Origin of the sequence: Nitrospira sp., assembly GCA_016788885.1 — a bacterium.
In the GTDB taxonomy this organism is placed as follows: Bacteria; Nitrospirota; Nitrospiria; order Nitrospirales; family Nitrospiraceae; genus Nitrospira_A.
The window spans coordinates 13,314-30,807 of record JAEURX010000018.1; the positions used below are offsets into that span (position 1 = coordinate 13,314).

Genomic DNA, 17,494 nt, shown 5'->3' on the forward strand with positions numbered 1-17,494 from the left:
CTCGTATGGAAGTTCAATCAGACAGGGTGACGGCGCCCATGGTGTCGCTTCGCCCGGCCATCTCCCCGTCCCGGCTCGTGCCCGCTCAGCGGGGGCTCGAGTCGCCCGTGCAGGCGAAAATGTCGGTTCGCGAGCTCGACTTTTATTACGGGCATCGTCAGGCCCTGTTTCGTGTCGGGCTCACCGTTCGGAGCCACTCCGTGACGGCGTTCATCGGGCCATCAGGCTGCGGAAAATCCACCCTGCTCCGGTGTTTGAATCGCATGAACGATCTGGTGGAAGGCGCGCGTGCTGTAGGCCGGGTGGAGCTGGACGGCCTGGATATCTACGATGCGGCCGTCGATGTGACCGACCTCCGGAAGCGCGTGGGAATGGTCTTTCAAAAATCGAATCCTTTTCCGAAATCGATCTATGACAACGTGGCCTATGGGCCGCGTCTGCATGGGACAAAAGACAAACGGTTGCTGGACGAGCTGGTTCAGCACAGTTTGCAAGGAGCCGGCCTCTGGGATGAGGTGAAGGACCGTCTTCAGCACAGTGCCGTCGGACTTTCAGGCGGACAGCAGCAGCGGCTGTGCATCGCCCGCGCGTTGGCGGTGCAACCGGAAGTCATTCTGATGGATGAACCCTGTTCGGCGTTGGATCCTATTGCGACAGGAAAAATCGAGGAGCTCATCTATCGCTTGAAGGAGACCTACACCGTCGTCATCGTGACACACAATATGCAACAGGCGGCACGGGTTTCCGATCAATGCGGATTTTTTCTCATGGGCGAGTTAGTCGAATTCGGCGATACCAAGACCATATTCACCACGCCTCGTGACAAACGAACCGAAGATTACATCACCGGGCGATTCGGATAAACGCCAGGAGGAGTTGGCATCATGCAACGACACTTCGATCAAGACCTCGCGCATCTCAAGCAGCAGTTGCTCCGCATGGGCGGCCTGGTCGAGTCGCAAATTCAGCAGGCTTTGCAGGCTCTGGTGGATCGGGATTCCGATCTGGCCGTCGACGTCATCAAGCAAGATCACGACGTCAACGCCTTGGACGTCGAGATCGACGAACTCTGCGTCCAGTTATTGGCGCTTCAACAGCCCACGGCCAGGGACTTGCGGTTCATCACGACCGCCATGAAGATTTCTTCGGAACTGGAACGCATGGGTGATCTGGCCGACAACATCGCTCAGCGCGCATTGGAATTGAACGGCGAGCCGCAACTCAAGCCCTATATCGACATTCCACGCATGGCCAATTGGACCATGCGTATGGTCAAGGAGTGCCTGGACGCCTTCGTGAATTCCGATCCGGCGCTGGCGAGAAAGGTCTGCACGGACGATGATTTTGTGGATGAGCTCAACGAGCAGTTGTTTCGAGAACTGCTCTCCTTTATGCTGGAGGACACGCGCACCATCACGCGCGCGATCCGCCTGACGTTCGTAGCCAAGTCGCTCGAACGCATCGCCGATCACGCCACCAATATTGCGGAACTTGTCGTCTATATGGTTGAAGGCAAGAATATCCGGCATGTTGCTCCTACCGCGAGTTTATAGATGCCCAAGCTGGCCGTCCTCGATATCGGCACCAATTCCATCCACATGGTGTTAGCCGAGGTCCAGCCGGACTACTCCTATAAGATTCTCGATCGATTCAAAGACATGACGAGGCTGGGTGACGGTGTGTTCACCTCGCGACGGCTCTCCGATCAGGCCATGATGCGGGGGCTGGAGGTGATTCGCGCGCTCGTGACTCTCGCTCGAAACAAGGGCTATGAGCAGATTGAGGCGGTGGCGACCAGTGCGGTTCGTGAGGCGCGCAACGGCGGAGAGTTCCTGGATCATGTGGCGCAGCAAACAGGTTTGGTCGTGCGCGTCATCACCGGAGCCGAGGAAGCACGGCTGATTTTTCTCGGCGTGCAAAATAGTGTCGCCTTGCCTGAGCAGCCGACGCTGGTGATCGATATCGGCGGCGGATCGGTGGAGGTCATCGTCGGCAATCGGGAAACCGTGTTTCAGGCGAGAAGTCTCAAGTTGGGTGCGATTCGCCTCAAAGATCTCTATCTGCCGAAGACGCCTCCGTCGAAAGGTATGCTGGGGGAATTAGAGCAGGCCGTGACGGTGCAATTGAAGGCGGGATTGGGCCCGTACAAGACCAAGCGCATTGAGCAGATTATCGCGACCTCCGGGATGGCGGGCAATCTGGCCGAAGTCATCCATCTGCAACGGACCGGGCGCCCGCTTCCTCAACTGAATCTCGCCCATGTGACTGCGAAAGAAATCGCGGCCGTAGAGAAGCGTCTTGCCGGCGCCTCCCTGAAAACGAGGCTGGCGATGCCAGGCCTAGACCCTAAGCGCGTGGATACGTTGCTTCCCGCCACAATCGTTTTCAGGATTTTGCTCGACTTGCTGCAGAAGACCGAGTTGACGATTTGCGACAAGGCGATCCGCGAAGGCATCATTTATGATTTTATCCAGCGGCATCATGAGCGCATCCAGGCGGAACGAGACATTCCCGATGTGCGCAAGCGCAACATCCTGGCGTTGGCGCATCGCTGCCATGTCTCGGAGACCCATGCCCTTCACGTCGCGGGATTAGCCTTGCGTCTGTTCGATCAGACCGCACCGCTCCACGGCTTTGGGCCGCGTGAGCGTGAGTGGCTGGAGTGTGCAGCCATCCTGCATGATATCGGCTATCATATCAATTCGCGGCAGCATCATAAGCATGCCTACTACTTGATCAAGAACAGCGACCTCTCGGGGTTCACGGCCGAGGAGATCGATCTAGTCGCGAATGTCGCTCGCTATCATCGCCGTTCGGTGCCGAGCCGAAAGCATGACGAGTTTCAGGTCCTTTCCGCCAGTACGCAACGTGTCATCAACGTGCTTTCCGCGCTGTTGCGCATCGCCGACGGGCTGGATCGTAGCCAGTTCTCGGTCGTGCAGAACGTCGATGTGAAGCTTGGCAAATCCGTGGTGATCACGGTGCAGGCATCCGGCGATGCCGAACTGGAGATGTGGGCGGCACGGGGACGAAGCGACCTCTTCGAGAAGGTGTTCAAGCGGCCGGTTCAGTTCGTGACCAAGAATCAGGAGGAGAGCGGGGCCTGATCCTGGAGTCGGAGCCGCACCTCGTTCTTCTCCGTTGTGCGCATCAGATCGTTCTACCGCCTCCCTGCGCATACTCTGATGTGATGTTGCCTCGGAGGAGCACTCCGCTCAGACCGCCGTGTCCGGTCATGCCAGCGCGCGTAACTGGGATGGAGTCAGCCACCAGACGAGTCGTCCTGCTCCAGGTCGCACGACCCTCTCGATCTGGATGAGGCACGCGCCGGCCTTCTTGAATGAAAAGGCGCGCGAGGAGGTGCCTGTCAGCAGCAGTCCGGCGGTGGCGCTGAGGTGTGGTTCGTGGCCGATACACCACACGAAGCCATCCGGCGGCAAGGTGCCGAGAAGTGCTAAGATGGTGTGCGGAGGGGCTGACGGTTCAAGTTCTGGAGTGCTGTGTACGGGTATCTTTTCTTGAAGCAGTGCTTGAAGAATTGCAGCCGTTTGGCGGGCACGCGTCAGCGGGCTCGAAAGAATATGCGTCGGCGTGACTCGCAACGCCAGCAGTCCCTTGCCGGACTGGCGGGTACGGACCATCCCCTTGTTCGTGAGAGGCCTCTGCCGCTCCGTCCCCTCCCACTCTTCGCGTTGGACGGCAATGCCATGGCGAACGAACAGGCAGTTCATAGGCCGTGCTTCCTTGCGATGGCGTGAGGGCAACAATCCCGCTCGGTTTGTGGATCGCTCATACGGTACGCGCGGTATTGCCGCTGCCCTGCTTCACCTGTGGTGCATCATGGAGTCCTCGGATTCGTACATTCATACCGCACGGGGCCCTCTTTCTCAACAGGTGATCCGGACGGCACTCGCCTATCACTCAACCGTGCTGGAGTTGGTGAACCGGCTGAGTACCGGTGAGGAGTTGCCCGAGATGGTTCACGCCCTTCGAACGCATTGTCGAAGACTTCAAGCATTACTAGAGATCTATGGCCTGATGCGGAATGCTCGCCTGATAGCGAGGGGCGTGCGACGACTGAGTAAGCTCCGCGCGCTCCAGGTCTTCCGACAGTATCTTGTCACCATCGACGCTCCCCGAGATGATCTTGCGTCGGTGGACGCGAGGCTTGAGAAGCAGAGGCAGCGGCTTAGGCACGCTCTAGCTTATGACAAGATCACGCAGGTCGTAACCAAGCATGCACTACCGTCTGACGGCGTCTCCGACCTGTTTTTGCTCAATCGGCTCGAACTGGTACGGTGCGATCACCAACGTCGTCTCGAACGCCTCATCAAGACCACGCGGGAAGCTCCCAATCGGAAACGCCTTCATGCCCTGCGACTGAGGATCAAAACGATTCGTTACCAACGGGAGTGGCTGGAGTCGCAAACTGTTCAGCCTCAGTCTTTTCTCAAGAAACTGATACGCCTACAAGCGCTGTTGGGGCGTTACGAAGAGTTGGCGGATTTTCGTCGTTGGGGGAAGCGGCTGAGCAGGCGCGTGCAGAAGCGAATCAGAAAGGATTGGAAGACATCTCGCGCACGGGCCAAGGCTGTACCGAAGACCCTTGGCTGGTTGCGACGTGCGATTGGCGCTGAGGATGTGTGGATGCCGTCGAGTGAACGAAAGGGCTAGTGCGAAGGTGGTTCGGGGCTGGCATCTGTATCTGGCGATGTCAGGCGGAATCCACCCGGTAGAACTTTGATGTACGCGATCGACGTGGAGCCTTCGCCCAATTTGTGGTTGAGCTGCGCAATACAACGATCCAACTCGCCGTCGTGCAGGAGCGGATCATCCCCCCAGAGCAGGGATTTGAGTTCCTCACGCGGAACCACCATCCCCACCGTGCTCGCCAGTCTGCGGAGTGACTTCCATTCATGGGCTGAGAGCGTCATCTGTGTGCCGCGATAGATTGCGACATACAGCGTCTCCGTCAGGGTGAGATCCTCGACCTGGTCTTCGTCCTGCGCCGGTTCCTGGCGGGATCGCCGTAGGACCGCGCGTACTCGAGCGAGGAGTTCCGTGGCCGAGTAGGGTTTGAGGACAAAGTCGTCAGCCCCGCCGTCGAGTGCCTCGGTGCGGCGTTCTTCCGATGAAAACCCCGAGAGGACGATGATGGGGATGTTTTTGGTGGAGGGATCCTGCCGCAGGCGCTTGCACATCTCGCGGCCATTGAGTCCGGGTAGATTGTCGTCGGCTATGATCAGCGCAGGTTTGATACGCCAGACATCCTGCATGCCTGACGGCCCGTCAAATGCGACGTTCGTTCGGAACGAGGCCTGCCGAAGGATTTGATCGAGCAACTTCGCCTGACTGTGGTCGTCTTCGACGATTTCAATGATTTCCAAGGCCATGCGGCACTCCCCTCCCCCTCTAATCGGCTTGGGTGGAGTGAAACTTGAATGCACCCTCGGCTGAGCCCAAACGCGAGCAATGAAGAACACCAATGCTATGAGTCACTGTGTATATCGCATTGAATGCACAGACGAATGCTCGATCAACCGGTCATGAGAGAACGCACGCGAGAGGGGATGGGCCGCGCCGGTCTAGGTGACTTCCCCTCCATCATCAAGGCGTAGGCCGACTCTGCCTGTTCGATGGGAAACCGATGGGTGATCAGGGGGTTGAGGAGGACCGTGCGTTCCGACACCAGTTCGAGAAAGGCCTGCATGTTCCGTTGCTCTGTCCAGCGGACATAGGGAAAGGGATAATCCCGACCTTGCTCTTCATACCGGCCTGGATCGTGGTGAATTGATTATGTTGAAGGAGGTGTTTCATGGCGTCGGTGACGGTGTGATCAGCCCTGTTATGAAGTTAGCGGCCGCCTTTTAAGAGTTGACGCATCTGTCTCCAAGCCATGCCGATTCCCCAGGAGGACGGACCACCTTGTTGCGCCGGTGTGGAGTGATCGCCTTCCAGATTCGAGAGCCGGGTCGCCGTATCCTTAAATGTGCGGTCTGTGCGGAAAATCAGCCGGTACTGTTCCAACGCCTCGGGCCTGTCCCCCAGTTGTTCCAGTGTGCGTCCCAGAAGGTAGCGGACGCTCAGACTCTGTTGGCGAGGCGCGTTGTAATCGGCACAAGCATTTCGAAATGCGGCTACGGCTTGCGGAACCTGGCCGAGTGCGCGGTAGCAGAGTCCGATTTGGCCGAATGATCGCAAATGATACGCGGGGTCTTGTGCCGCCTGCTGGAACCGGGTAATTGCGGCAATAAACTTCTGGGACTTTCGAAGTGCCATTCCCTGCTGGTAATAGGTCTCCGCGGATACGGTGTCCTCGTTGGTGCCGGCAGTGAGCCGTGGCTCGTCCGCAGTTTCCAATTCCCTGGCTATTTCAGGTCGCTCCGGCTCTTCTTTTCCCTCAGCGGCAGCGATGCTGGCGAGATCCTCAAGCTCAGACAGAGGAAGAATCCGATTCTTTCTCCGGTCGAGCGCGGCCTGCGCCAGCAGCTTCGCTGTGATGCGCGGAGCCTGCTGGGCAAAGCCGTAGGTCAACGCCATTTCGCAGACTTGATTGATCAGGCGCGGATTGCCCTGACTCAGTCGGTATGTCAGTGCGCAGGCCTGGGGACTGAACAGAGGTCTGGACCCGCCGGATAACTGGATGCGGTGATGGATGTACTGCGCCACGTCTTCTTCCGTAAACGGTTGGATGTGGTAGTCCACCACCACTCGCTGGGCAAATTGCGTCATGTCCACTCGCCGGAGCAACGCCTGGAGATCTGGTTGGCCGGATAGAATGATCTGCAGTTGCAGCGACTTCTCTCGATTCAAATTGGACAAGAGTCGCAATTCTTCCAGCAGCTTCACGCCCAGGTTTTGCGCCTCATCCATAATCAGCACTACCCGGCGCTTCCGGAGCGCTTCCTCCGCCAGGAACTTCGCGAACAGATGTTGGGCCTCTACCGGGTCGAGTTGTTTCGTATTGAGCCCCAGTGCCAAGAGAATCCACGGCAACAAATAATCCACATCGTAGCGGGCGTTGGTCAGGAATCCGATGGAATAGAGGTCACGATTGTCTGCGATGAGTTTGTGGAGCAAGGAGGTTTTGCCCGTGCCGGGATCACCGGTCAGGACCATGAAAGGAGCTTCGGTGAGGAGGCCATACTCCAACAGACTGTAAGCGGTGCGGTGAGTCGACCCGAGATAGAGGAACTCACTGTCCGGCAGCAACGAAAAGGGTTTGCTGTGAAGGCGGTAGAAGCTTTTATACATCGATGGCCTATATCATCCGCTTCATGCGGGCCGGCGTGGCTGTCGCGTGGCCCACTTTGTTCACCACAGTCCCCAGGACGGGCGTCGACTGTTTGATCAGGGCTAACGCCCGTTCCACATCTTCCGCTTTTGTGCGTCCTTCTTCAATCACGACGAGCATGGCATCGAGATGGGGCGAAAAGGCCAGGACGTCCGATGTCTGCAGAATCGGGGGGAGGTCGAACAGGATCATACGCGATTGATAGCGATGCTTAAATTCGTCGACCAGGGCTACCATTTTCGGGGAGGTCAGGGCTTCCGCCGAGTGCGAGACGGCTCGTCCGCCGGGCAGCAAGACGAATCGGCCAATGCCGGGATGCACCAGCAATTGTTCGATCGGGACATCATCCAGCAAATAGTCGGCCAGTCCTTGGCACTCGCCCAGGTCAAACACCTCATGCACGCTGGGATGCCGGAGATTGGCATCGACCAACAGCACGGATTGCGTCACATCCATGGCTAGGCTGGCGGCGAGGTTGACGGCCGTAAAGGTCTTTCCCTCCCGCTCGCCAGGGCTGGTGACGCCAATGACATTCCATCCCTTCTCTCTGACGCGATGCAACACCTGCGTGCGCAGGATCTTGAATGAATCAACGAACGGTCCACCTTCAAAGCCGGCCAGAATACGCTGTTCCCGCAGCACCGGTTCGGGGATCTGCACCGAACGCGTATGGGTATACACGATGGTGGCCGGAATCGCCCGGATGGGATGCGTTCGGCTCGGCCCGGATCTGGGGGGACTCTGGTGTTGCTGTTGCTTATAGCGATCGAGCGCCGCTTGAAACCATTCCATGGTGACCTCTTTTCATACTGGCAGACACGTGCAACGACCTCAAGTCAGGAGATGACCACGGTCATTCGATGCCGAATTTTCTCAAGGTTGCGAACCACACCACATCCAGCGGTGTCCAGAACAAATGACAGAGCAGCAGGAGAAGGGCCACGGCCCCTAACCCGGCCATCCTGATCCTGCCCCGTCGTCTCAACGCACGGCCAACATCGGCCCGGTTCGGCATGTACGGGATCACCGCCAACGGAAAGGCCTGGGCGACCCGCAACAATTGCTCAGGCGTACGAATGGAATGGTCGAGATGTTCGGCCAAGGCAGCAGCGCCGGCGCCTCCCGCCATCGCGAGAATGAGCCCTAGCAGGACGATAGCTTTCCGATTTGGCTTTTCGGGGCTCTCCGGCAACCCCGGTGGATCGATGAGCGAGAATCGTTCACCTTTGCGCTGCACTTCCAAACCCTCCGAAACCTTCGCTTCCAACAGCCGGGACCGGATGTCCTGGTACTTTTGGGCGGACGTATCGCGATCGCGGATCAGGACCAGATAGTCCGGCTCCAGTTCCGGAGTGCGTTCCACACGGGCGGCATAGTCGTGAAGCCGCCGTTTGACGATCGTGCGGCTGTTCTTGAGACCGTCGAGTGAGGAGACCACGCTGTTGAGTTGAGCCTGGATGTTGATATAGGCCGGATTTTCAGGCCGTAGATGGTTTCTGTTGAGGGCATTGGTGCCGAGACGGTCGAGTTCGTGCTGCAACGCCGTAATCGTGCGTTTCGTCTGCAGGACATCGGGGTGCTCAGAGCCCAGTCGATCGGTCAGCGTCGCCAATCGTGCTTTGGCATCGATAAGTTGTTTGGCGGTTTCCTCCCCTTCCGGCCTGGATCCGGTGTCACGTTCCAGTGCAGCAATTTCCTGTTTCATCCGGATGAGGTCAGGATGGTCGGGAGCGAAATTTGCCGCGGCCGAGGCATACTGGGCCCGCAGTGTGCGCAGACGTTCGACACTGTCCAGAATGCGTTCGCCGGTCACTGAAAGAATGGGTGTGTTCGGTTTGATGGTGGCCAGCTCCCCTTCGAGGTAACTCTTGCGCTCCTGTAGGCTGCGGATTTGCTGGTCGAGATCTACCAACTCGCGATCGGCCTGGTTCATCATCTGGAGGTTCAACGGCATCAACTCCGGCAAGGCACCGCTGGCTCGCTGCTTGAACTTTGAGAGTTTGGCTTCCACTTCCTCGATGTGTTGAGACAGGCTTTCTGCTTCCTGTTTCAGAAAGGTCGTGGTCTCCTGCGCCTGCCGCTCCCGACTTTTGAGATTCTCGCCGAGAAACAGACTGGTCAATTCGTTGGCCACTCGTTGGGCGACTTCCGGAGTCCGGCTGTTATACGACACGGTGAAGGCAATGGTTGCCTTGGTCGCACTATGGGTCCGTTTATCGATGACGTCGGCACTGATGACTTCCACTTCGATATCCTTGATGAAGCGCTTGATGACTTCTTCGGTCGGATTCTCATGTCGCATGCCGGTGTACAGAGCATATTGTTCCACGACTTTCCACAGACTGGAGCGGCTCATGACCTGCTGCTTGATCATTTCAATACGCTGGTCGGCGTAACTGGTGATCGTGCTATGGACCAACTCAGAGGGGACTTCCTGTTCTTCGATCAGAATGGTTGCCGTGGATTTGAAAGTCGGCGGCCAGAGAATGGCGGCTGCTAGGCTGAGACAGAGGAGAAGGCCTGCTGCCAAGAAAATGACGGTTTTCCGGCGAGTGAATATTGCGATGTAGTCTCCAAGATTGATCGTCGATTCTGGTTCTTGTGATCGCGGTTGACCTGTCATGGAGATATCCTTTTTCCTTAGATCAAAACCTAATTCGAGATTGACAGTTTCGGTGGGTAATACGTCAACATGATCATGAAAGTATTCGACATCACTGGCTCGTTCAAGGTCTCCGAATCGCGCCAGCGATACGCGTAAGAGGCTTCGGCTCTCCACCATTCCGAAAAATGCCATGTCAATTTCGGCGTGATATAGAACAATCGCTGTTCTTGAAGCGTACCTCCCCGAGCCTGACTGGTCACCCCTGAAACGAGATACCACGAAGCATCCAACGATGCTGTCAAGGTGTCCGTGAGGTTATAGGTTGTTAACGCTCCGATACGATCGGTCTGGAGTAAGACCCCGAAACCGCTAGGAAAAATGTCGCGGATCGCGCTCAGTTGCAGGCTGGCTTGCTCGAACTGTTGGGTCAGACTCGCTCCGTAAATCCAGATCGTGTCAGCTGTGGTCTGACTAAACCCGCCGACCTGGGTAGTGGAACTCACGAAACGCGGACCTCCATACACCGTGGCCTTCAATCCTTCTGTAAAACTGTGGGTGACGGACAACATGGCTCCCGGGTAATAAGCCCTCAGTCCGAATGGAGCATTGGTGGTATGGAAGTTGGTGTAGGTCCCGGCTAGTTGCACATCGTCACGCTCCGTGACGTGATACAGGAACCCCGCTGACCCGCCGTAAACCTGATAGTCAACCAGCCCAAGACGGAGGGCGTCTTGATAACTGGCATCGCTGAACTGGAGTGTGCTTTGAAAGCCAAATTTCTCCGTGATCATTCTTGTCCAACTCGGATTCAGGTTCCACAGGTTTCGTTGGGTGAATCGCAATACGATTCCGGTCGTCAACAATTCCCCCATCAACGTGTTGTCTCTGGTAAATCCTCCGGTGAATCCCCATTCGTTTTGCTCTGTCCGATATTTCACTGCCACAGGCAAGAAGACATTTGTGAAACGAGTCGGTTCCCCTCCATAATAATCCACGAAGTCCAGTGCCGCTTTGCCGCTGACCTCAAGCCGCTCGGTCTTCCCGGCAAACTCCACTCCTGGTGAGATCCAGTACCCATACGTCGGATCGTGGGGCAACGGGGTCAGCAAGAGATTGTCGTTATAATAAGCCTTGCTACTCATCGAGGGTACAAGTGACCATTCGGCTGCCAGGCCAGTAGCCTCCCAACAGGTGACGATGGCGAGCAGCAGCAGACACAAAGTCCCCGCCATCACCCGCCAACATTGTCCTCTACCCTCTCGGCTGTGGAACCATGACGTCTTCACGAACTAGGGCACCATCACGACGTCGCCGCGCTGCAAGATGATATTCTGTTCGAGATCATTGCCTTTCCGTACATCACCGTACCGGAAGGGGAATGTATACTGTTGTCCCATCACCCGGCGCACAACCTTGATGTCGTTTTCTGCTGCAAACGGAGTCAATCCTCCGGCGAGGCTCAGCGCCTGCAGGACATCGGTATAGTGGCCGACCAGGAATTCGCCGGGTTTCGCGACACGACCGACGACATAGACTTTGTAACTTAAGGGTTTCACGACGGAAACCGTGATGTTGACGGCAGGAATATATTTGATCAGCCGTTTCGCGAGATCTAACCGGAGTTCCTCCACCGTTCTACCTTCGGCCGGAATATCCCCGACGAGAGGAAAGGAAATCATGCCATCCGGCCGGACGACCACTTCTTTGGTCAGATGCTCGTCTTTCCAGACAGAAATGAGCAGAACATCCTCGGGGCCGAGTTGGTACCCTTGCTCAGAAGCGGATGCCTCCTTGGATATGCCGCGCATGTCGGCGGATTGACAGCTCACAGTGGCGACCAGGAACATTCCGATGATCAACCCCAGCGTGATTCTCTGAACGATCTTGAAACGCAGCTGCATAGTTCATGACTCCTATCCGTTCGTTCGGGCGAGTAGTTGTTGTGCTTCCCGTCGCCCTTGGAATTGTTCTGTACTCTTAAGTGCTTTTGCGAGGTATATCTTGGCTTCACCATTTCGGCCCGACTGATGCAACGCCGCGCCAAGGTGATAATTGAGCGTCGGGAGGTCTGGGGCCTTCACAATCGCTTGCCGCATGATGCGAACCGCTTCTTCGAGATGTCCCATTTTCAGCCGCACCCAGGCCAGCGTATCGAGAAACAGCGGGTGCGGGGCGTCTTTTTCGAACTCCCGGCTCAAGAGAAATGCACGTTCAAGATTCGGCGCATCCTGTTTGTAATCGGCCAGCAGTGCCGCCAGATTGTTCGCCGAGAAAATATTGCGCGGATTCATGCGCAACACGGCGTCATAGGCTGCAATGGCCTCATCGACCGCATTCTGGCTCGCCAGTACCGACGCCAACAACATCTGTAACTCTTCACTGGCAGGGTTCGCGTTCAATCCTTCTCTCAGCGTTCGAACTGCGTCGTCTGCCTGTCCCTGGGCTATCGAGAGTGTTGCCGCGTCCAACCAAGGGGTGAGCCAGCGTGGATTGATTTTGATCGCATCACGGAAGTGGGCCATGGCCGAATCCCGCCGTCCCATAAGGGTCAACACTTCTCCTATCAAGCCGTGGGCGTAGGGATGATCGGGATGTGCGGCAATGATACTTTCCAGGCGGCGTCGTGCACGTTCGGTCTGTTTATTGTGAATATCGAGCTGGACGACGGCCACCAGAGGTCCCTGTGCATCAACGGCCATTGCTGCCGCACGCTCATAGGCTGCCACGGCCTGAGCGTATTCCTTTCGGCTCTCGTAGAGCTTACCTTCCGCCATGAGTATCGCGGCGGTTTCTCCCTCCAATTGTCGGAGACGGCTCAGCAGCGAGGCGGCATGACTCCAATCGCCGGCCGCCAGGTCCAAGCCGAACAAGAGCTCCATTGCCTGCTGATGGTCGGGGTGAGAGGTCAAGATGGCTTTCAGGCGCGCCCTGGCGTTTTGAGACTGGCCGCTTCGACTCTCCATCGTCGCGAGTGCTAATTTCGCATCGAGCAAGCTAGGCTGCAGTGCCACCGATCGCTCGAAACTTTCACGGGCTAATGCTGAGTCTCCCGTCGTCATGTACGCTTGGCCGAGCAGATACTGTACGTGGGCGAGTTCCGGCTGATCGCGAAGGACCGTTCGGAATGCCTGTACGGCGTCCTTACCGTTTCGTCCAATCAACGCCATCTTGCCCTGCAAGATCAACCCCTGGGCCGACCGGGGGTTCTGCCGCAACACGTCCGACAGTCGCCGCTCGGCTTCCTCTTGACGCCCGGCGTTGAACGCGAGCTGCGCGATTTTGACCTGCGCATCCAACCCGGCCGGCTTCTTGTCGTAGTCCTTCGCCAAAGTTTCATAGACCAGCTTTGCTTCTGCGAAATCTTGATGAGACTCATACAGCGCGGCCAGGGCGAACGGGATCTGCGTGGAATAGGGCAACTGTTTCGCAGCTTGCCGCAGCGCGACCTGCGCTGCCTCCCTTCCCCTGCGCATGTTCAAAAAGTCGGCCAAGGCCAGCCAGGCCTGCTCGTTCTCAGGGAATACTTTGAGCGCGTCGCGCAGTATGGCTTCGGCCTGATCAGTCGCGTGGTGCTGGTCGAAAAAACGAGCCAGCTTCAGCCGATGGTCATATACCGTCGGTTCTTCCTGAATGATCTGGCGTAGCACCTGTTCCGTGGCCTTGTCGTCGTGAGCATCGACGAGGATAGCTTTTAGATTGTGCAGGAGATCCAGATGATGCGGATGTGCTTGAAGCGCACGCTGCAACGTCGCTCTGGCATCCGGCAAGCGATGATTCTGACCATACAGTGTGGCCAGGAGAATAGCGACATCGGGTTCGGTCGGGTGCTTTTTGCTCAACGCTTCCGCGCGCGCCGTCGCCTGATCCATTCTGTCCTGCTGTCCGAGCAACGCAATCTTCAGGGCCTGCGCCTGCGGGTCTTGCGGATGTTTTTCGAGAACCTTGTCTGCCGTCCGTCCCACTTCCTCCCCTAGTTTGGCTTCGAGGTAGTACTTAGCCAAGACAATGAGGGCCTCTTTGTGGTCCGGCACGATATCGATGACCTGTTGGTAGTTGGCGACGGCATTGCGCCAGTTTTTTTCCTTTTCTTCTACTTGTGCCACGAGAAAGTAGGCGTCCGCGTCTTTGGGATCGATCTTCAATACGTTTCGTAATGCCACCCGAGCCTTCGGGAAGTTCCCTGCCTGGATGTACTCCTGCGCCTTGGCGCGGTATTGCGCCTTACGTTCTTGCGGGCCTCCGCACGCCATGAGGCTGACTATGAGCACTGACAATCCGGCGTGTCGCACCGTCTGCAGTATGAAGATGACGGTCGTGGTCATCGACTCACCTCGCTCATAGCCATGCCTTGATTCCCAATCCAAGTAAGATCCACAAGGACACGAGACCAAACTGTCTCATTCGCTCGGCAAAGGTATGCAAAAGTAACTCAAACGAGAAATACAGCACGATCAACTTGGCGGCCAGAATGCTCAGCGTCGGCATGTCGGCACGCATTTCCGGCAGCAAGGGGACGATCAAGGCAAAAAACACCATCAGATAATCCAACGGCGTGGTTTGAAATCGATTGCCACGGCTAAAGCGCATGCTCAACAACACCAGGAGGGCAATTAGCGCCAGAAGTGTATTGTGCGTGACATAGATAGGCCAGATGTCGGACATGCCGGATTGCTCTCCCATGTACATCAGAAATGCGCTACCCACATAGAGCCCTCCACGCACGAAATGTGAGCGGTATTCGGGGAAGAGCCACAGGCCCACGAGCACCACGGCGAACAGGCTCAACGCTGCGTATCCGACATCCATTGGAACTCGTCCCGGTAAGAAGACGTTCGCGACCAAAAAGAGTGGAACGACGACGGCCAGAAACCTGGGGGCCATATCGCTGAGCCACAATCCTGCTCTGGCCAGTTTAGTGTCGGAGAGTACGCGGCCGCTCGATGAGACCGACAACGGAACACGGCGTCGTTCAGTTGCAACGAACAGGGCGAACATAGCCGTGGCAAAAGCGCCATACATGGTGAAAATCAGGGCATCGGATTGCCAGCGTAGGAGATATGCGAGGCCGACCATCACCGCCTGAATTCCATAGATCACGATGACGGCTTCATAGTGAGACAGTCCAAGCGCCAGCAGCTTGTGGTGCACATGGTTCCGATCGCCGATGAAGGGTGAGCGGCCCTTCGCAATCCGTTGCGCCATGACGGCAATGGTGTCGAGAAATGGTAATCCGAGAACGAGCAGTCCGACCGATACCGGGAAAGGAGTACGGGATGGATCACTCAACACCAGTACGAGCACCCCCATCGAAAAGCCGAGTAATTGACTGCCCGCGTCGCCCATAAAAATTCTGGCCGGATAGGTGTTATATCGCAAGAACCCCAGTAATCCGCCTAGGAATCCCGCTGCCAGCACTAACAGGGTGATGTCGTGCGACAGATAGGTGAGATAGGCAATGCCGGCAAAACTCAGGAATGCCAGACCTCCGGCCAATCCATCGAGGCCGTCGGAGAGGTTGACGGCGTTCGAGGCCCCGACCAGAAAGACAACGGTCAAGGGCACCGTTAACCACAGCGGCGCTTCTTCTTCGTAGAAAAACGGGATCTGTTCGAAGCGAATGTGGCCGATGACGACCACCACGAAGACAGCCAGTAATTGCCCGATGAGTTTGGTGCGGTAGTTCAGGTTGGCACGGTCGTCCCAAATACCGAATCCCAGGATGATCGCCGCGCTCACCAATACCGGCGGAATGATCGGATCCTGAGGCACCCAAAAGAAAATAGAGAGGAGTGCCGCGAATCCGAACGCGATGCCGCCCACCCGCGGGATTGGATTTGCATGGACTTTTCTCTCGCCTGGAAGGTCCATGAAGCTCCAACGCCCGGCATTCAGCTGCAGCGGCGGGATCAATGCCATGCAGATGAACAGAGAGGTGATGAAGCTGAAAAAGACCGCACTCGTCATGGTCAGTCCGGAATATACCGATTCAGTTGAGGTTGAATGCGTTGTGCAAATTGCAGCAATCGCTGCTCGACGGCTTGCTCATCGTCACCAGGATCGACGGCGGCGGATAGTCGAATCAGGGCTCCGTCGCTTCGTTGTCTGGTCATCGCATCCCACAACAAATATAGTTTCACCAGATACTCATTCGACAGAATCCGATCACGCTGTTTAAACCAATAGACCACTAGCTGTTTCTGTCGATCTTTTTGGATTAGCACGCGATTGACCGGTTCGGTGAGTCCGCCAATCGGCAGATCCACTTTTTGCTTGGAGGTGATTTCCCATCCGCCGCCGGGGATACAGCTTTGCGGGGAATGTGCGGATTGGCCCTTACGCTGCGAGTGGTAGTAGGCCATGTACAGCGTGAGAGGTCCCCCTCCCGGTGCCGCATAATCGGCCAGCAAGTAATCATCAAACCGCAGGGCCGAGATGAGTTGCGGCTCCACCGGCTGTGGGTTTCCCTGCCACTCCCCGATGCGCATAGAAAAATCGACAAACGCCGAACGATCCGGAACGATCTCTTGCCGTCCCCCGATAGATGGGAACAGGAGCGTAACGGGAAGAATCAGGGCCAAGCTCCCGACATAGGCGGGAATCTTGGACTGTGTCCGAGGTGGCATGCCCGGTGTGATCGTGACCGATTCCGCCGATTCCGGAGCGATGTCCCAGGAAAACCGTTCCGAGAGCTTCGTTGACCCAGGCAGAGGATGAACCTTCGATAAGATCCACATTTCGAGCAGGAGGAGGCCCAGGGTAGCGAGGAACAATACCCAGCCTTCAAAAAGGTGTAGGAATCCCTCGGCCGCTTGTGGCCCATAGAACTCTACGAGCACGCCGACAATGCCGATACGGAGGCCATTGATGAAGATTGAAACAGGCAAGGCCGATATCACCAGCAGAAGCCGTTTCCACAGGCGTTCGCGATACAGATAGGCACTGAGGAGAGCCAGCGCGGTGAGGGGGAAGAGGTACCGGATACCACTGCAGGCTTCGGCGACCTGTAATTGAACTGGGCCAAGGTCGATCACATTACCCTCTCTGAAGGCCGTGACTCCGATGGCCTGTAAAAATCCGACCCCCAGCGCCGACGACCACAACTGTAGCTGGCTTGAGAGGGTGTTGTAGATAAAGATGGGCAGAGGGATAGCGGTCAACAGATACGTCAACGGGAAAGCCAATACTCGCAGGGCAGGCCGGCCAATGAAGGAGAGGGTGACGCCAACGATCACGATCCACAATGAGAGATGAAGCAAGACATACAGCGTGGCATAGTCTCCCAGTATGAACAGCAGCAATCCGATGGCAACAAGCAAAGGCCCTTCCCAGGAAGGGGACATCCCGACTGCCGCCAATTGCGCTCGTCGTTGCCAAATGAGAAACGCACTGATGATCGGAATGAATGGCCCATGGCTATAGTCGTCCCGCCCCCATTGGCCAAATAGAAACACTAAGCTGTCGGCGTAGATGTAGCCCAATGCGGCTACAGTCAGTAATCCGATGACAGCCAAGGAACACCTGGATGGAATACTATTCCTCTCCCCCAGTCGGGGGAGAGGAAAGAAGACGGAGGTACTCGCTAGACACCACGAGTG

General features: G+C 56.8%; 15 protein-coding genes. 4 read left to right on the plus strand and 11 right to left on the minus strand.

Features of this window, described 5'->3' with window-relative positions; translation table 11 throughout:
- Positions 1 to 119: 119 nt before the first annotated feature.
- Genes JNL86_05480 through JNL86_05490 form a run of 3 tightly spaced genes read left to right on the plus strand, consistent with a single transcriptional unit; the run spans position 120 to position 3,107 of the window.
- Entirely contained in the window at positions 120 to 863 is a 744-nt protein-coding gene (locus tag JNL86_05480) for a phosphate ABC transporter ATP-binding protein (GenBank protein MBL8042353.1), read from the plus strand.
- A 21-nt stretch (positions 864 to 884) separates the two neighbouring features.
- Positions 885 to 1,553, plus strand: a complete 669-nt coding sequence (phoU, locus tag JNL86_05485; protein ID MBL8042354.1) for a phosphate signaling complex protein PhoU — start codon at positions 885 to 887, stop codon at positions 1,551 to 1,553.
- Positions 1,554 to 3,107, plus strand: coding sequence for a Ppx/GppA family phosphatase (locus JNL86_05490; GenBank protein ID MBL8042355.1), 1,554 nt, complete (start codon positions 1,554 to 1,556; stop codon positions 3,105 to 3,107).
- Between the two features lie 126 nt (positions 3,108 to 3,233).
- On the opposite strand, the gene JNL86_05495 is transcribed toward JNL86_05490, so the two are convergent.
- Positions 3,234 to 3,731 (minus strand): histidine phosphatase family protein, encoded by a 498-nt coding sequence (locus JNL86_05495; GenBank protein ID MBL8042356.1) that lies wholly within the window; start codon positions 3,729 to 3,731, stop codon positions 3,234 to 3,236.
- A 109-nt stretch (positions 3,732 to 3,840) separates the two neighbouring features.
- Here JNL86_05495 and JNL86_05500 point away from each other — a divergent pair, with 109 nt between their 5' ends.
- The gene (locus JNL86_05500) at positions 3,841 to 4,674 is read left to right on the plus strand and encodes a CHAD domain-containing protein (GenBank protein MBL8042357.1); all 834 of its coding nucleotides are present in this window, start codon (positions 3,841 to 3,843) and stop codon (positions 4,672 to 4,674) included.
- On the opposite strand, the gene JNL86_05505 is transcribed toward JNL86_05500, so the two are convergent.
- The 10 genes from JNL86_05505 to xrtD all read right to left on the minus strand — a co-directional run bounded on the left by JNL86_05505 (position 4,671) and on the right by xrtD (position 17,410).
- Positions 4,671 to 5,393 carry a response regulator transcription factor gene (locus JNL86_05505; GenBank protein MBL8042358.1) on the minus strand — a complete coding sequence of 241 codons (723 nt, stop codon included), beginning with the start codon at positions 5,391 to 5,393 and terminating at the stop codon, positions 4,671 to 4,673. The two genes, JNL86_05500 and JNL86_05505, sit on opposite strands and share 4 nt — an antisense overlap.
- A gap of 143 nt (positions 5,394 to 5,536) precedes the next feature.
- Complete coding sequence (locus JNL86_05510; protein ID MBL8042359.1) at positions 5,537 to 5,710, minus strand: hypothetical protein; 174 nt, start codon at positions 5,708 to 5,710, stop codon at positions 5,537 to 5,539.
- A 143-nt stretch (positions 5,711 to 5,853) separates the two neighbouring features.
- Entirely contained in the window at positions 5,854 to 7,254 is a 1,401-nt protein-coding gene (locus tag JNL86_05515) for an AAA family ATPase (protein MBL8042360.1), read from the minus strand.
- A gap of 7 nt (positions 7,255 to 7,261) precedes the next feature.
- Entirely contained in the window at positions 7,262 to 8,086 is an 825-nt protein-coding gene (locus tag JNL86_05520) for a CpsD/CapB family tyrosine-protein kinase (GenBank protein MBL8042361.1), read from the minus strand.
- 61 nt (positions 8,087 to 8,147) lie between these two features.
- Entirely contained in the window at positions 8,148 to 9,917 is a 1,770-nt protein-coding gene (locus tag JNL86_05525) for a hypothetical protein (protein MBL8042362.1), read from the minus strand.
- Between the two features lie 29 nt (positions 9,918 to 9,946).
- Positions 9,947 to 11,131, minus strand: a complete 1,185-nt coding sequence (locus JNL86_05530; protein MBL8042363.1) for a hypothetical protein — start codon at positions 11,129 to 11,131, stop codon at positions 9,947 to 9,949.
- Between the two features lie 57 nt (positions 11,132 to 11,188).
- Positions 11,189 to 11,800, minus strand: a complete 612-nt coding sequence (locus tag JNL86_05535) for a polysaccharide biosynthesis/export family protein (protein ID MBL8042364.1) — start codon at positions 11,798 to 11,800, stop codon at positions 11,189 to 11,191.
- Between the two features lie 12 nt (positions 11,801 to 11,812).
- A complete protein-coding gene (locus JNL86_05540; protein MBL8042365.1) occupies positions 11,813 to 14,221 on the minus strand; it encodes a tetratricopeptide repeat protein in 2,409 nt (802 codons plus the stop codon).
- 13 nt (positions 14,222 to 14,234) lie between these two features.
- Positions 14,235 to 15,863, minus strand: a complete 1,629-nt coding sequence (locus tag JNL86_05545; GenBank protein MBL8042366.1) for an undecaprenyl/decaprenyl-phosphate alpha-N-acetylglucosaminyl 1-phosphate transferase — start codon at positions 15,861 to 15,863, stop codon at positions 14,235 to 14,237.
- A 2-nt stretch (positions 15,864 to 15,865) separates the two neighbouring features.
- Positions 15,866 to 17,410, minus strand: a complete 1,545-nt coding sequence (gene xrtD, locus JNL86_05550) for a VPLPA-CTERM-specific exosortase XrtD (GenBank protein MBL8042367.1) — start codon at positions 17,408 to 17,410, stop codon at positions 15,866 to 15,868.
- Positions 17,411 to 17,494 lie beyond the last annotated feature (84 nt).

Bases quoted from the DNA above. Each gene is read 5' to 3' on its own strand.
- JNL86_05540 (MBL8042365.1), bottom strand. From the start codon at position 14,221: ATGACCACGACCGTCATCTTCATACTGCAGACGGTGCGACACGCCGGA.
- JNL86_05500 (MBL8042357.1), top strand. From the start codon at position 3,841: ATGGAGTCCTCGGATTCGTACATTCATACCGCACGGGGCCCTCTTTCT.
- phoU (MBL8042354.1), top strand. From the start codon at position 885: ATGCAACGACACTTCGATCAAGACCTCGCGCATCTCAAGCAGCAGTTG.
- JNL86_05530 (MBL8042363.1), bottom strand. From the start codon at position 11,131: ATGGCGGGGACTTTGTGTCTGCTGCTGCTCGCCATCGTCACCTGTTGG.
- JNL86_05515 (MBL8042360.1), bottom strand. From the start codon at position 7,254: ATGTATAAAAGCTTCTACCGCCTTCACAGCAAACCCTTTTCGTTGCTG.
- JNL86_05525 (MBL8042362.1), bottom strand. From the start codon at position 9,917: ATGACAGGTCAACCGCGATCACAAGAACCAGAATCGACGATCAATCTT.
- JNL86_05505 (MBL8042358.1), bottom strand. From the start codon at position 5,393: ATGGCCTTGGAAATCATTGAAATCGTCGAAGACGACCACAGTCAGGCG.
- JNL86_05495 (MBL8042356.1), bottom strand. From the start codon at position 3,731: ATGAACTGCCTGTTCGTTCGCCATGGCATTGCCGTCCAACGCGAAGAG.
- JNL86_05480 (MBL8042353.1), top strand. From the start codon at position 120: ATGTCGGTTCGCGAGCTCGACTTTTATTACGGGCATCGTCAGGCCCTG.
- JNL86_05490 (MBL8042355.1), top strand. From the start codon at position 1,554: ATGCCCAAGCTGGCCGTCCTCGATATCGGCACCAATTCCATCCACATG.
- JNL86_05545 (MBL8042366.1), bottom strand. From the start codon at position 15,863: ATGACGAGTGCGGTCTTTTTCAGCTTCATCACCTCTCTGTTCATCTGC.
- JNL86_05520 (MBL8042361.1), bottom strand. From the start codon at position 8,086: ATGGAATGGTTTCAAGCGGCGCTCGATCGCTATAAGCAACAGCAACAC.
- JNL86_05535 (MBL8042364.1), bottom strand. From the start codon at position 11,800: ATGCAGCTGCGTTTCAAGATCGTTCAGAGAATCACGCTGGGGTTGATC.
- JNL86_05510 (MBL8042359.1), bottom strand. From the start codon at position 5,710: ATGCAGGCCTTTCTCGAACTGGTGTCGGAACGCACGGTCCTCCTCAAC.